Source organism: Amycolatopsis sp. NBC_01480 (assembly GCF_036227205.1).
Taxonomy (GTDB): Bacteria; Actinomycetota; Actinomycetes; order Mycobacteriales; family Pseudonocardiaceae; genus Amycolatopsis.
In genome coordinates this window covers 7787189-7802263 of sequence record NZ_CP109442.1, presented here as the reverse complement: position 1 = coordinate 7802263, position 15075 = coordinate 7787189, and the positions used below count along the sequence as shown (strand labels likewise).

Below are 15075 nucleotides of genomic sequence, written 5' to 3'. Positions count from 1 at the left end.
CGGGCTAGCTGGGAGCGAGCCCGTATCCAGTTCCAGTGTACTGTGTCGCGGTTTTGTCTAGATACAGCAGCGAGAGTCGTGATTAACTGGACGTCATGACCGTGGGCGCGGACGAATCCAATCGACGTATCGACCGGGCGCTCGCGGGAGGTGAGACCACTCTCGACCTGAGCGACCTCCACCTCGGTGAGATTCCCCCGCGCGTAGCGGACCTGAGCGACCTCGCCAAGCTCGATCTGGGCGGCAACTACCTGCGGGAACTGCCTGACTGGCTGGCCAGTCTGCCCTTGACCGAACTCAAGCTTGAGCGGAACAGGCTGCGTCACTTACCTGACTCGATGAAGGGCCTCACTCGCCTCCATACGCTTGAAGTCGACCGGAACCGCTTGACCGACCTGCCGCGGTGGCTCGCCGATCTGGACGTTCGCGAGCTTTTCGTCGACGCGAACCCCCTGGCTGCCCTCCCCGAATGGCTGGGCACGATGTCCGGACTGACTGCGCTCGGCATCGGGTCCTGCCGGCTTCCCGCCGTGCCGCGCTGGGTGGCCGGCCTGAGGCACCTGAAGCGGATCGACCTCGACGGCAACCAGCTGGCAGAAATGCCCGGCTGGTTCGCCGATCTCACCGAAATCACCGAACTGCGTCTACACAGCAACCGCCTGACGTACCTTCCGCCGTGGCTAGGCGATCTCCAGCTCGCCGTGCTGTACATCGACGAAAACCGCCTCGACGTGCTGCCTCAATGGCTCGGTGCCATCACAACGTTGACGGAGCTGGGACTTGGAACTTCACGATTGACCGAGGTACCGGAGTGGATCTCCGGTCTGTCCGACCTTACCGAGCTCGAGCTCGACGGCAATCATCTCACGGAACTGCCGACCTGGATCGCTGACTTCACCCTGCTGACGTCTTTGAACATCGATGGGAACCGCCTGACAGAGCTGCCGATTCTACCGGCCAACCTGACCACCTTGCGTCTCGATGGCAACCGGATCACCACCTTGCCCGACCGGATCGGTGCGATGACCGCGCTGACCACGCTTGATATCGGCAACTGCGGACTGACCAGCGTGCCCGAATGGATACGCAACCTGACCAGGCTCGAGGCCCTGTACCTGCATAGAAACTGGCTGGAAAGCTTACCAGACTGGCTAGGCGAACTCGGCAGGCTAGAAATCCTCTGGCTCCAAGGAAACCGCCTGGCTGCGCTGCCCGCAGGCCTCCGTGAGATGACGGATCTCACTAGCCTCCACGTCAGCGGCAACTTCCTGCACGAGCTGCCAGACTGGCTCGGGGAGATGACCTCGCTGGTCTTCCTCGGCATCGGCGACTGCCACCTGACCGAGCTCCCGTCGTGGCTGGAGAACCTCACCGGGATCGAGCAGCTGTGGGTAGACAACAACCGGATTCGTGCGCTTCCCGTCGAGTTTTCCGGCCTACCGAACCTCACCAGGTTGCGCCTCGACAATAACGAGCTGACGGAGCTCCCTCGATGGGTGGGTACGCTGCCAGACCTGCTTACCCTCGACCTCGACGGCAATCCACTCAATGAAGTACCTGCGTGTATCCGAGGCCTCGGCGAACTGACTTCACTGGGATTGTCCAACTGTCAGCTGAAGACTATCCCGGAGTGGCTGGGTGATCTCCGGCGACTGCAGGCCCTTCATCTATTTTCTAACGAACTTTCCGAGTTGCCAGTGTCCATCGGAAACCTAGTCGATTTGCAAGAAGCGCTGCTGAGCAGCAACCGGTTCACCACCGTACCTCCCCAACTCGCGAACGCCAACGGCATCGAGGAGCTGTGGCTCAACAACAATAGGATCTCCAGCCTGCCTGACTGGATGGCTTCTCGTGCCGAGCTTCGCCGGCTGCACGTCGGTGGCAACCAGTTGTCGGAACTACCCGGCTGGCTGGGCGACCTCAGGTGGATGACTCACCTGAGCCTGCAAGGCTGCGGGCTCACTGAGCTACCCGACTGGGTCCGACGGCTCCGACGGCTTACAAGTTTGGATGTCAGCTCCAACCAGATCGCCGAGATGCCGGACTGGCTTGCCGAACTCACGGATCTCACGACCCTGCAGTTTAATGACAACAAGGTAAGCGCTCTGCCCCCCTGGATCGCCGACCTGCCTCGCCTGGCCGATCTCTGGGTGCGCAACAACGAGTTGACCGAACTGCCCGCACAGTTGGGCGCGAGCGCGAGTCTATCGGACCTGTCAATCAGCGGGAACCGGCTCGGCTGCCTGCCGGCATGGCTGGAAGACCTGACCGGACTCACGATCCTCGAGTGCGACAACATCGATTTGACCGAGCTGCCGGCATGGCTGTCCAAGCTCACGGACCTGACCTACTTCTCCGCGGCGAAGAACAAGATTAATTCAATCGCCCTGAATTTCGACAAACTGACACGACTGAAAACATTGGACCTCAGCGAATGCGAACTTTCCAAGGTTCCCGGAGGCATAGATGAGATCGGATTCCTGCGTTTTCTCTGCCTCAACGACAACAATCTCGCGGAAATACCTGGCAGCTTCACACAGTTGAGTCATCTCAGACATCTGCACCTGTCAAACAACGAACTAACATCCTTGCCGCAAACGGTTGGCCGCATGCGGGACCTTATGCTTTTGTCTTTGCAGCGCAACCGCCTTACCGAGCTGCCAGCGAGCATCGGGGACCTTACCGACCTCGCGACGCTCCAGGTGTCCGACAACCGGCTCCGCGAGCTAACGCCCGAGATCGGACGCCTAACCAACCTCACTAACCTCGTCCTCGCCGACAACACGCTAACGACTCTCCCGGACACGATCGGGGAGATGCGCCGGCTCAAGACTCTGAACGTCACAGGAAACAAGATCGAAGCACTGCCCGGCAGCCTCGGCGAACTCGATCAGCTGGCCACCCTTCAGATGGCGGATAACCGGCTGCAGATCCTGCCCGACTACTTGGTCGACATGCCCCGGCTGGATAACCTGGCGGTCGCCGGTAATCCGCTGGTCAGCCCGCCGCCGGAGATCACCACAGGCAGCTCCCAGTCGATCTTGGACTTCCTCCGGGAACGCGCTCGGGGCAGTTCGGCCCAGTGGCTGTCGAAGCTGCTCGTCGTCGGCGAGGGCGGCGTCGGGAAGACCTCCCTGGTCAAGGCGCTCGCCGAGGACGCACACAATCCGGACGAGCCGTCCACCCACGGCTTGCTGATCCGAAACCTGACCCTGGACCATCCCGACCGCGACGGCGTCCGGATGCAGCTGAGCACCTGGGACTTCGGCGGACAGCAGATCTACCACGCCACCCACCAGTTCTTCCTCACCAACCGCTCACTGTTCGTCCTGCTGTGGAACTCCAGGCTCGGCTGGGAACAAGGGAAACTGCACTACTGGCTGGACATCATCACCGCCCGCGCGCCGGAATCGCCGATCGTGCTGGTGGCCACCCACATCCACGACCGGCCGGTGGACCTACCCTTGGCCGAGTTGCGTTCGAAGTACCCGCGGATCGTGGCCAGCCTGCAGGTCGACAACGCAACCCGACAGGGTTTCGCCGACCTTCGCGGGCTACTCGCCGAACAGGCAGCCCAGCTCCCGCTGATGGGGTCGGAGTGGCCGACAACCTGGCTCACAGCCGCGGACGCAGTGCGGGCCATCCCGGACAACCACATCACGCCAGGCCGCATGTGGGACGTGATGACCACCGCCGGCGTGAACGACGCCCAGCGTCACAGCTTCATCGCCCGGGCACTGCACGAACTCGGCGACATCCTGTACTACTCCGACGATCCCGAGCTCAGCGAGATCGTCGTGCTGCGCCCGGCCTGGGTCAACGACTACATCAGCCGGGTCCTCGACAGCGGGGAGGTCGCCGACCTCCACGGCCTGTTGACCCGCCAGCACCTCAACGAGCTGTGGAAGGACTTGGACAGGGGCGTCCGCGACCACTTCCTGAGCATGATGGACAAGTACGACCTCTCCTACCGCGTCGACGCGTCCCGGACCGGCGACGTCAGCCTGGTCGTCGAGCGGTTGCAGTGGGACCCACCGGCCTACGAGCCCGAGTGGGAAGCGGCCCGGCACCAGACCGGCTGCCACGAGATCAAGGTCATCTACCAGCTGAACACCACCCCGCCCGGCATTCCCACGTGGTTCATCGCGCGGTCGCACCGTTTCAGTCGCAACACCCATTGGCGGACCGGGGCCCTGCTCGCTCACAGCGACGGCCGGCACCTCGCATTGATCAGCGCGGACCGGCAGCGCAACCGCGTCGAGCTGACAGTTCGGGGGCCATCGCCGGTCAGCTTCTTCATGGTCCTGGACGACGGACTGAACCTGACGCTGGAACGCTTTCCCGGCCTCCACATCACCCGCCAGGTACCGTGCCGCTGTTCCGAAGACTGTCCCGAACTGTTCGACTACGACAACCTCCACGCCCGGCTTGCGCGCACACCGCCGCGGTACGAAATCGAGTGTCACCGCTCCGGCGAACCGGTTTCAGTGCCGGAGCTCCTGCTCGGCCTGGCCCCGTCCGAGAACGACGCGACCGGGACCAGCATCGAGCGGCTGGCCAAGACCCTGGAACGGCTCGGTGGCCGGCTGGAGGAGCACAGCGACTTCTCCCAGCGCATGTTCCTGCGTCTGCAGCGCCTCGCCCAGCAGCAGCAGGAGGCCCGGTGTCCGAGTGTGTTCGCGGTGGTGCCGGCCGGGCGGGGGCGGATCACCGGAGGCACGTACGAAATCCACCTGTACTGCGAGGAACCCGGGTCCTGGCACCGGCTGCCTGAACCTCACGGTGTGTACCCGATCTCGCAGCCGCGGGAGTGGTTCATCAAGCTGGGCCCCTACCTCGGGCACCTCGTCCGAGTGCTCAAGCATGCGGCGCCACTGGCCGGTCCGATACTCGGCATCGCCGTGGATGTCCTGAGCCAGCAGGCGAAGGCAGACTGCGACCTGATGAAGGAACTGATCGTCCAGTTGCCGAAGGATATCGACCACGACCGATCTCTCCCCGGCGGTACACCAGTCAACAGTCGGCCGGAGCTGCATGCGACGACGGACGCCGATTTCCGCGCCCTGAAAGCGATGCTGGTCAAGCTGGATCCCGACGAAGCCTGGGGCGGCCTATCCCGGTTCGACACGCCTGAGGGACTGACCCTCTACCTCTGCGAAGAACACCTCGCGCAATACCGGACTACGAGCAAAGCTTGACAAGACAGGGAGCAGCTGGTCGTGCCACCTTGCGGCACGACCAGCTGTCCGTCCATAGTCCCCTGACGCGGAAGAGGTTACTAGACCTACTTTTCCGTTGGCACGCCGGACTTGTCGGCCTGCGCAGACGGCCACCACCGACGACTTGGCCTGGACGCTCATGATCCCTGTTCCCGAACTTCTCGCGGCGGGCGCGAGCCCGGTCCGCGGTGCGGCCGGTCATCACGTCCGGCTCCGGGAACGGAGGGTCCTCCGCACAGGTTCAACGGAACACTCGGCGAGCTCCAAGTGTATCCGCGGCCGGCTCCACTCCGAGCGTGCCATTCGGAGGGGCATGTCTCCAGCATCCCGGGCGCCAAGCTAATAAGTGCATGACCAGCCCAGCGGCGTCCGCGAATCAATCCGTGCTCGGCGCAGGAACATGCCATGTCCACCGGAGCCTGCGCACCGCACCCCGCAGGATCGCATCCCGTCCGGATAAAGCGCAGCGAGACCCGCCGACTCGCCCCGGCTCGCCGGGAGCCACACGTACATCTCGGGCCGAACCTCGCGGGCATCAGGGCAGTGCCTCCGCGTCTCGGCGCCGCGTCGGCGAGACCAACGGTCGCGACCATACTATGAGCTGCTTGATCGCGCGGCGCGGCATGGATGGATTCCTCACGCATCTTGTATCACGGTGTTGACATCCTACGGTTCGACGTTACGGTGAGACGTACTTGGTCATCTGGTGTCGTCGCGTCAGGGAGGGTGCGGCGTTCGGGCCCAGTGACCGCAGGAGCGGGGAGAACAGATGGACTCGGCTGTCACCTGGGCATGCTCGTCGCGGCGGCTGCAATTGCGGGCGGACGATCACGTACACCGGGTTCCCCGTGACATCGCCGCCGATTTGTTCGTGTTTTTTCGCACGGGTCTCACTGAGCATGCCGGCGCCGATCTCGTGGAACTCGAACGGCATTACCGGCTGATCGCGCTGAACGGCGAGCTCTATTGGCAAGTTGCCCGCTCCGCGACCGCGGCCGATCCACGCGCACCGGATCGCCGTTCGCTTTGGCGGCAGAGTAAGAGCGCCGACGCTCGCCTACGGCAGTTGCGGCGCCAGGCGGACGCGCTCCACGAGGCACGCCGGAAGATCCTGCGCCTGCGCAGGTTTGTCCTGAGCCTCGATGTGACGGGTGGCGCTCTCGGAGCTGCGAGCCGCGGCTGGGCACGGGCATCGGACCGTCCCGTCTCGGTGTCGTCGGTGTGGACGGACGCTGCGGCGTTCGTCCGGCACGATCCGCGCCGAGGTCTGGCCGGGTCGGCCGTCGCCGGGGCGGTTGGTGCCGTCCCGTTGGGTTTCCGATGGAGACGCGACGGCGACGACGATCCTAGCGTGCAGGATGTTGGCTTCGGCGGAACCTGGGCGGTGGGCTATGTGCAGGCGACGCGGGAGTTGTACGCGCATCGGACCTCGCCGCATCGTTCCGAAGAAGTCTGGTTGCTGGCCGCGAACGTGCCGTCGATCTACATCCCGCGAGTGCGTCAGCTGCATCGGCGGGCAGCCGAACCCAACTCCCTGATCAGGCTCGCTCGGGCCGCCGAGGTTGCCGTCGCGGGGATTGGCGGCACCGGAGCCGGTGGCTACGTCGCGATGACCACCTGCGCACGCCCCAGGCTGGAAACACCTGCGCGAGGGCCGCCTCGATTCTCTCGAGCACCACCTAACCCGGCAGTTTTCTACTCGACATCCGTAGTCGGTCACCATCGAACGACACGGAATTAGTTTCGCGAGATATTTCGCGGCAATCATCCATCGTTGCGCGCTACTCCCATGCCTGAAGCACGCCGTATTGCGGCGTCTATTCGACCTGCCCAGAAATAGATTCGAAAGGATTCTCATGCCTTTGTCATCCACGGCCACGGCGCTGATGTCCGCGCTGGCGTTCGCGGCGGGTGCCGCCGCGGTGCCCGCGGGCGTCCAGGCCGCCGGTCCCGCTGACGGCGATCGGACCGTCGTCGCCGGCAACACGCCGGCGTGGGCTACTCCTGCGGCCAAGGTCGGCGGTACCGACGCCGCCGCAGTCCGGCACATCCAGATCGCGCTCGCGCTGCGCGACGAGGCAGGGGCGGCCCGGCTCGCCGCGGCTGTGTCCGCGCCGGGGAACGCGGGGAAGGGGAAGTTCCTGACCTCGCAGCAGTTCACCGACCGTTTCGGTCCTACCGATGACGCGGTGGCGCAGGTCCGGGATTGGCTGACGCGGGAGGGCGTGACCGTCACCGGGGTCAGCGGCAACCGGCACTTCATCGACGCCCAGGCCCCGACCGGGGACCTCGAGCGGGTGTTCGGTGCGACGCTCTCCACGTTCCGCTCCCACGTGGGCGGCCGGACCGAGACGCTCGTCGCCCCGGACTCGCCGATCACCATTCCCCGGTCGCTGCGCACGACGGTGACCGCGGTGCTCGGTCTGGACGACAGTGCGAAAACGGTCCGGCCGCAGCACACCGCTCCGGCTGCGGCGGACGCGCAGGACTGCGCCCGCTGGTGGGGTGAGCAGAACAACGCGGACGTTCCGCAGAAGTATCCCGCGGGCGCGCAGTCGAACGCGCTGTGCGGCTACACCGGAACGTCCGTGCGCGCCATGTACGGGCTCGGGGCAGGCAATAGCGGCGCCGGTACGACGGTCGGCGTCGTCGGGGCGTACAACTCCGAGACGGTCGTCGACGACACCAACCGCGCCGCGCCGCAGCTCGGAGTCCCAGCCTTGGCGGCCGGGCAGTACTCCGCGGTACTGCCGGAAGGTGGATTCACCGACCAGCAGCAGTGCAACCCCGACAGCTGGGCCGGGGAGCAGACCCTGGACGTCCAGGCCGCGCACACTGTCGCGCCGAGCGCGAAAATCCGGTATTACGCGGCCAAGTCCTGCATTGGTGGCCTCTACGACTCGGTCAACCAGGCCGTCTCCGACAACGCGGTCGACGTGCTCAGTCTCTCTTGGGGAAACGCCGACGGCGAGCGCAGCATGACCCCGGCCGCGCGGGACCAGTTCAACTCCATGGCGCTGCAGGCCGCGATCCAGGGCCAGTCGATCACGGTGTCCAGTGGCGACGCCGGCACGAACGAAACCCTGGCCGGGCAGCCGACGGCCAGCTTCCCGGCGAGCAGCCCCTGGGTGACCGCGGTCGGCGGCACCAGCGTCGGTCTCGACTCCGCGAACAAGCCGGTCATGGTGACGGGCTGGGAGAACAGCGGCAACACCCTCACCGGCGGCCAATGGGTCCCGCAGTCCGATGCCGACGGGCCTTTCGCCGGTGGCGCGGGCGGTGGCGCGTCGGCGCTCTATGACACCCCGGACTGGCAAACCGGTGTCGTGCCGGCGTCCGCGTCGCACGGGCATCGAGCGGTGCCGGACATCGCCGCGCTCGCGGACTCCTACACCGGGATGCTGGTCGGGCAGACCGTGAACGGCCAGTTCGGCATCGGTTCCTACGGCGGCACCTCGCTCGCGTCGCCGTTGATCGCCGGTCTTGCCGCCGACGCGCAGCAGGCACGTGGCGGCCGCGGCGGGCTGCTCACGCCGGCGCTCTACGGGATGCACGGCGGTATCGCCGATGTGACGCCGCAGAAGGCCGGCGTGTGGACCTCGGTGATGCACGCGCTTCCCGGCACCACTGTGCCCGGGAGCCGGGGTAGTTACCTCGTCGACTTCGACGCGCGGCCGCAGCCGCAGAAGGAGCCCCTGCAGAGTGCTCCTGGCTGGGACAACGTGACCGGTGTCGGCACCCCCGACTCCGGGTTCGTCGCCGCTCTTGCCGCTCAGTGACCACCGGTGCGGGCCCGCCGAGAGGGCGGGTCCGCACCCCGACCACAGGCTTCGTGCCGCCCGGTGGAGGTCCACGATGTCACGCCGTCGCAATGAATTTCGCGACCCGATCGATCCAGGCTGGCCAGTGCAGATCATCGTCTCGGTGGTCACGTGCGCTGTCGCATTCGTGAGCGTCCTGCTGCTGTCCGAGCACATCGAGGCTCGCGACGACAGCTCGGCCGCCGTCACACCAACGGCACCGTCGAACGCGCAGGCACAGATCATCGCGGCGCGCACGGTGCCAAATCTGGGCGCCCTGCCCGAGGCCACGACCTACGCGACAACTCCAGGCGCCCCAACGGATGTGAACGTGCAGGAGATTCCGGCTGGAACAGTGGTGCACCCCCGTGACCGGGTTCCGGTCTTCGCCGCGCCAGGTGGTCCGGCGATCGCGGCACTGCCGCCGCAGGAGATCTCCTCGGACACGTGGGTCCCGGTGATCGCCGCAGAGCGCGGCTGGGTGCAGGTTCTCCTGCCCAGCAGGCCGAATGGCTCCACCGGGTGGCTGTCCACACAGGACAACAGTCTCGACACCGCTCACACGCCCTTCCGGATCGAAGTGGACCGGGCCACGTTCCGACTGCACCTGTTCCGGGACGGAAACGAGATCGGGACGTGGACAGTGGGCGTCGGAAAGTCCTCCGCCCCAACACCGGCCGGACGGACCTTCGTGATGGCGTCTATTCAGGACAGTCATCAGACCTACAGTCCGGTGATCCTTCCGCTCGGGATCCACTCGACCAGCCACGAGACCTTCGGCGGCGGGCCGGGCACCACCGGCATCCACACCTGGCCCGCCGCGAACGTTTTCGGCACCCCATCCAGCGACGGCTGCATCCGCGTTCCCGCGGACGCATTGCGCGTCCTGGCCACCACGGTGCCGCTCGGCACCCCCGTCTTCATCCGCTGACCCGCACCATCAAGGGAGAAAAGGGAAAACCATGTCGACACCTCGACCCGAGACCCGCCGCCTGCTGACCACCAGCCTCGGCCTGAGCAGTATCGCCGTCGGCGCGCTGGTCGCCGGCACGCTCACCCACGCCTTTCTGTTCACTGAGCAGTCGCCCCAGGCGCAAGCGGCCACGACCGCATCGTCGGCCAGCGGCATCACCGTCAACGACGGCGAGCACTTCGGTCCAGCCCCGTCGGTCAGCAGCAGCGGGGAGATCCGGACCGGCGGCGGGTCCGTCTCGTCCCCGTCCGGCGCCGTCGTCGCGAGCGGCATCTCACTGCGCGCCGGCGCCGGACTCGCCGAAGCGACGGTCGCGAGCGTGCGGGTCGGCGGGACCAGCGTCGGGCCGTTCTCGGCGAAGTGCCACAACGGAGTCACCACCGTCAGCGCCGCCGCGCACAGCAGCGGAAACCTCACGGTGACGCCGGGTGCCTCCGGTGGCGCCAGCGGCACCGCGGCGACCATCACCGTCACCACGCCCGGCGCGAAGAAGGCGATCACCGTGCGGGTCGCCGCCGTCGCCTGTGGAACCGGCACCCCGCCCACCTCGCCGCCCACCAGCAACCCGACCCCGCCCGGCCGGCCCACCAGCCCGGCCCACCGGCCCAACCCGACCGAGCGGCCCGGGCACCCGTCCGACCGCGACCAGCAGCACACCGACACCGGACAGCGGCCGGCTCCGACCGCGACACCCAAGCCGGGTCACCTCCCGGTGACCGGCTGACCGGTCCCGAATCCCTCCGGCCAGACCGTGGCCCGTCCCCGCGCATTGTCCGGGGGCGGGTCACGCGCCCCTCTTTCCCGCGGCCGCACGGCGTCCCCTCCCCTCGCCGCAGCCGAGCCTCAACCCATCCACCCCAGGGGAGACCATGTCGACCACCACACCACACCACCTCGAGAACGACCCCGCACTGGACGCGCCCGGCCGCGCCGTGCACTTCGTCGGATCACTGCCCCAGCAGCTGCATCCGGACGACCGCACGGCAATGCAGTGGATCCTCGACCACACCGACAAGGCCGGGCTGACGACCCTGCCCTGCGACCGCGACCCGGACTGGGTCGTCCGCTGGCTCCACCAACTCGCCGACCGGGACGCCCTCACCCCGATCCGCCGCGGCAACGCCACCGGCTACCACGACTACCCCCGCTACCGCATCACCCCCGGCCAGCGCCTCGCCCCGGAAGACGTGGCCCTGCGCCGCGCCAGCGACACCACCGCCGTCATGGCCGCCCGCCGCGCCCTCGACACCACCCGCACGCTGCCGCCGATGCAAGTATCGGTCCCGAATCCACTCGATCTCGCGTACCTCTGCTTCGGCGCCCCGCTCCACCTGCTCACCCACCTCGGCGTGTTCCGCCAGGCCCTCATCGACGACGTCGAGGAAATACACCAGCACTGGGGCGAGGAGGTCGTGTTCCAACTGGAAACCCCCGCCTCCCTGATCGCATTCGACACGGCGCCCACTGCGCTCGCACCGCTGATGGCCAGATTCCTCGCCGGCCAGATCACCCGGCTGATCACCGACACCCCACGCGAAGCCCGGTGGATCCTGCACCTCTGCCACGGCGACCTCAAGCACGTACCCCTCGTCACCCCGGACAGCCTCGGCCCCGCAGTCCGGCTGATCCGGGCCCTGCATCACCGGCTGCGGACGCTCGGCGAAACGATGCCGCCGGTGCACATCCCCATGTGCACCGGCACCACCGGCCCACCGACCGACGCCGCCTTCTACCGAGCCCTCGGCCGCCTGCCCGACGACATCGAGGTGATCGCCGGACTCGTCGACGAGGTCAACCCACAGGATTCCCGCCGTGCGCTCGAACTCGCCGAGAACGCCCTGGGTCGGCCGGTGACCGCGGTCGCCGCAGCGTGCGGCCACGGCCGCCGCACACCTGCCGCGACCGCCGACAACACCGCGCTCGCCCGCAGTCTCGCCGGCACTCCCTATCGACCCTTCGCCAGCCACCACAAGTCCCGAGGAAAGCAGCGGTGACCGGCCGGATCGACGGGGGCGTGCACCGACGGCCCAGCGGTGCTGACACCCGCACCGTGCCCGGCGGCACCCTGGTCACCTCCATCCTCTACGCCCCCGCTGTCCCCACCGAACAGCTCTCCGCCGGACGGCTGCTCATCCCGGGCAACAGGCAGTTGCCCACCCACCGCGACCGCGCCGCCGAGACCGCGCTCATCCTGCTCAGCGGCTACGCCGCCGTCCTCGCCGGCGAATCCCTGCGCCCCGTGCTGCCGGCCCCCGGCGACCTGATCTACATCCGCCGGGCACTGCCGTACGCGGTCGTCAACCTCAGCCGCAACGCCGCCGTGCTGATGCTCGCCGTCACCACCGACCCCCGTTTCGGCTCCGCCCTCGAACCGGCGCCCGACCTCGACCCCGCCGTGACCATCCGCGCCGAAAACCTGCGCGCCGAACATCTCGAGCGGATCACCCGACGGCGCGTCAGTTCCAGCCGAAGGCCCCGATGACGCCCCCACCCCGCCGCGCACTCCGGGCCGGCGCGTCCGGCCGGAGGCGTCACCCCGGACGGCGCGTGTTCGCGGCAGCTCGGCGCCACCGCCCCGCCCCTCAGGCTCACCACACGGAGAACGCCATGCGCACGCGCATCCTCGACGCGGCCCGCGACCTCTACGCCGCGGGTCATGCCGTCGAGCGCAGGCCGACGCTCGACGAGATCGCCGCCACCGCCGGAATCACCACGCGGCAGTTGCGCGCCTACTACACCTCGGTCACCGCGATCGAGCGCGACCTTGCCCCACCGCCACCTCCGGCGACGGAGGCGTGACATGCGATGGAACAAGTTGCACGTCCGCGGCGTCGGCGCCGCCCTCGGCGACCTGGTCCCCGTCCCCATCGGCTCCAGCTTGGACCCCCGCGCCGGCCAACGATCAGTGTCCGTCGCCCGCGACAGCACCGGCATGGACCTCGCCGTCCGCGCCGGCCACAACGCCCTGGCCAGCCTCGCCCAGATCACCGACGGGCCTCTCCCAGTCCCCGAAGCCCACTTCCACGCCGCGATCTGGCGCGGCAGCCGCGGAATCGACTTCTGGTCCCGCGCCAGCTACGTCCGCTCCCGCCTCGGCATGCCCGCCGGACCCGGCATCGCCACCGAAATCAACGCCATGAGCAACAGCCTCGTCGGCGGCATCGACCTCTCCGCGCGCATCCTCGCCGGCAGCCCCGACACCGACCACATCCTGCTGACCGGCGGCGAAACCTTCGGCCCGCCCGCCTTCGACCACCTCACCACCGACCACGGCATCGCCTACGGCGACGGCGGCTCCGCCCTCATCCTCAGCCGCCACCCCGGCCTCGCCCAAATTCTCGCCACCGCCTCCTACACCGACCCCACCCTCGAACAACTCCACCGCGGCCACAGCCGCTTCCTCCCCGCCGGCACCACCGAAACCGGCATCGAACACGTCCACCAACGCAAAACCCAATACCTGAAGACCGTCGGCACGAAGTCCGTCCGCACCCGCAACACCCGCGGCATCCGTGACGTCATGAACCGCGTACTCACCGACACCAAGCTCACCACCAGCGATCTTGCCTGGGTGCTGCTGCCCCACTACGGGCACCACCACCTCGAAACCCAATGCCTGCAACCACTGAACATCCCCGCCGCTGTCACCCTCAAGCACGCCGGCGATCAGTGGGGCCACATCGGCCCCAACGACCAGATCATCGGCCTCACCCACCTCCTCGCCCGCCATGCCGTCGCCCCCGGCGACCACGTCGCCCTCATCGGCGTCGGAGTCGGCATGAGCTGGACCGCCGCCATCCTCCGCATCAACCGCGTCCCCGCAGCGCTGCGCCACCTCACGCCACCGCTGCGCTGGCCGTGGCGGCGGCCGACCGAACCCGCGGCACTGCCGCGCTGACCTGCCCCATCACCAGCGTCGCGCGGTATTGCTCCTGAGCGCGGCGCACCGAGGATTCCCATGCGCAGCCCAACCCACCACCAGCTCGCACCCCAACCGAGTGCCCCGGATCCATTGGCCCTGGATCGCGCGCTGTTCACCGCGCCGTTCGTCCTCATCGCCGAGGACAACACAGCTCACCTCGTCACGAACAACATCAGCACAGCCACGGCGCTCCTGCACGAAGCCCCTGCAGCGCGATCCATCGTCGGAACGCTGCGACCGCCGTTCGTCGCCGTCGACATCGACCCCAGCGACTCCGGACGCACCGAGGAAGCCGGCCACGCACTCGCCGATGACCTGGTTGCCTGGGCCGAAAAGCTCGGGCTGCCGTGGCTACGCCGGGCCTCCGGCCGGCCCGGGCACGTCCACCTCATCGTGAAAGCTCCGTCCGGCCTCGACGACGATCTTCGTACCATCACCCGACACGCGTCCGCGCTCCACGGCGTATCAGCCACGGTCCGCCACTCGCTCCGGCTCACCTCCGCGCCACACCGCCTCCGCCTCAACAGCCCGATACTCGACGGCACCCTCATTCCAGCCGACGCACCGCCTTACGGACACCCCGAGAGCCAGATATCCCCATCGCCACAAGGAAATTCTCTCCGCCGTCGTCCACACAAGACCGTCGGGAGCCGGTCTGAGCGCGAGTACGGCGACGCCCTCGCCCTCGCACGCGCCGACGTGGATGCCGCATCTGCGTGGAACTGGGCCAACCGACCACGATCCAAAGCACGGCAGATCGGAAGACAGGCGTGGCAGCGATGGTTCTGGGCGCCCGCCACCACCATCGCCGCCGCCGAACAGCACCTGACCGAACACCAGGCCTGGCAACGATTCATCGACGCCTCACCGCGACAAGCCAAGCGCCTCGGACGCCGGCTATGGCTCCGGCAGCGGTGGCTCCCCGCGCTCGCCGAAGCTACCCTCGACCGCCCCCGACGCCGACGTCTTCCGCAATACCCGCAACAGACCGCGCTCCACCTTCCGGTCTCCGCGGAGCACGGTCGGAACCCCCGGCTCGACGCCATCCGATGCGCGCTTCGTGACGCTGTCGGTCGTCTAGGCGTGCCAGCCCTGGGTATCCGCGCTCGGAGCCTTCACGCTGCCCTCGACACACTGGCCGAAGCCATCGTGCGAACCCAC

The 15075-nt window shown here is 67.6% G+C and carries 9 protein-coding genes; all 9 read left to right on the top strand.

Going from position 1 to position 15075, the window contains the following annotated elements:
• Positions 1-95 precede the first annotated feature (95 nt).
• The 9 genes from OG371_RS36755 to OG371_RS36715 all read left to right on the top strand — a co-directional run bounded on the left by OG371_RS36755 (position 96) and on the right by OG371_RS36715 (position 13890).
• The gene (locus OG371_RS36755; RefSeq protein WP_329060452.1) at positions 96-5198 is read left to right on the top strand and encodes a leucine-rich repeat domain-containing protein; all 5103 of its coding nucleotides are present in this window, start codon (positions 96-98) and stop codon (positions 5196-5198) included.
• A 790-nt stretch (positions 5199-5988) separates the two neighbouring features.
• Positions 5989-6960 carry a hypothetical protein gene (locus OG371_RS36750; RefSeq protein WP_329060450.1) on the top strand — a complete coding sequence of 324 codons (972 nt, stop codon included), beginning with the start codon at positions 5989-5991 and terminating at the stop codon, positions 6958-6960.
• A 115-nt stretch (positions 6961-7075) separates the two neighbouring features.
• On the top strand, positions 7076-8998 hold the full coding sequence (locus OG371_RS36745) for a S53 family peptidase (protein WP_329060448.1): 1923 nt from the start codon (positions 7076-7078) through the stop codon (positions 8996-8998).
• Between the two features lie 169 nt (positions 8999-9167).
• Entirely contained in the window at positions 9168-9950 is a 783-nt protein-coding gene (locus tag OG371_RS36740) for a L,D-transpeptidase (protein WP_329060446.1), read from the top strand.
• 31 nt (positions 9951-9981) lie between these two features.
• Positions 9982-10716, top strand: coding sequence for a hypothetical protein (locus OG371_RS36735; RefSeq protein ID WP_329060444.1), 735 nt, complete (start codon positions 9982-9984; stop codon positions 10714-10716).
• Positions 10717-10861: 145 nt separating this feature from the next.
• Complete coding sequence (locus OG371_RS36730) at positions 10862-11986, top strand: hypothetical protein (protein WP_329060442.1); 1125 nt, start codon at positions 10862-10864, stop codon at positions 11984-11986.
• Positions 11983-12474 carry a hypothetical protein gene (locus OG371_RS36725; protein ID WP_329060440.1) on the top strand — a complete coding sequence of 164 codons (492 nt, stop codon included), beginning with the start codon at positions 11983-11985 and terminating at the stop codon, positions 12472-12474. Before OG371_RS36730 ends, OG371_RS36725 begins: the two co-directional genes overlap by 4 nt.
• Before the next feature lie 125 nt (positions 12475-12599).
• On the top strand, positions 12600-12791 hold the full coding sequence (locus tag OG371_RS36720) for a hypothetical protein (RefSeq protein WP_329060439.1): 192 nt from the start codon (positions 12600-12602) through the stop codon (positions 12789-12791).
• 1 nt (position 12792) lies between these two features.
• Positions 12793-13890, top strand: a complete 1098-nt coding sequence (locus tag OG371_RS36715) for a 3-oxoacyl-[acyl-carrier-protein] synthase III C-terminal domain-containing protein (RefSeq protein WP_329060437.1) — start codon at positions 12793-12795, stop codon at positions 13888-13890.
• The last annotated feature ends 1185 nt before the right edge of the window (positions 13891-15075 follow it).

Excerpts from the sequence above, each read along its gene's own strand:
- OG371_RS36755 (WP_329060452.1), top strand. The coding sequence starts at position 96 with ATGACCGTGGGCGCGGACGAATCCAATCGACGTATCGACCGGGCGCTC.
- OG371_RS36750 (WP_329060450.1), top strand. The coding sequence starts at position 5,989 with ATGGACTCGGCTGTCACCTGGGCATGCTCGTCGCGGCGGCTGCAATTG.
- OG371_RS36745 (WP_329060448.1), top strand. The coding sequence starts at position 7,076 with ATGCCTTTGTCATCCACGGCCACGGCGCTGATGTCCGCGCTGGCGTTC.
- OG371_RS36735 (WP_329060444.1), top strand. The coding sequence starts at position 9,982 with ATGTCGACACCTCGACCCGAGACCCGCCGCCTGCTGACCACCAGCCTC.
- OG371_RS36730 (WP_329060442.1), top strand. The coding sequence starts at position 10,862 with ATGTCGACCACCACACCACACCACCTCGAGAACGACCCCGCACTGGAC.
- OG371_RS36720 (WP_329060439.1), top strand. The coding sequence starts at position 12,600 with ATGCGCACGCGCATCCTCGACGCGGCCCGCGACCTCTACGCCGCGGGT.
- OG371_RS36715 (WP_329060437.1), top strand. The coding sequence starts at position 12,793 with ATGCGATGGAACAAGTTGCACGTCCGCGGCGTCGGCGCCGCCCTCGGC.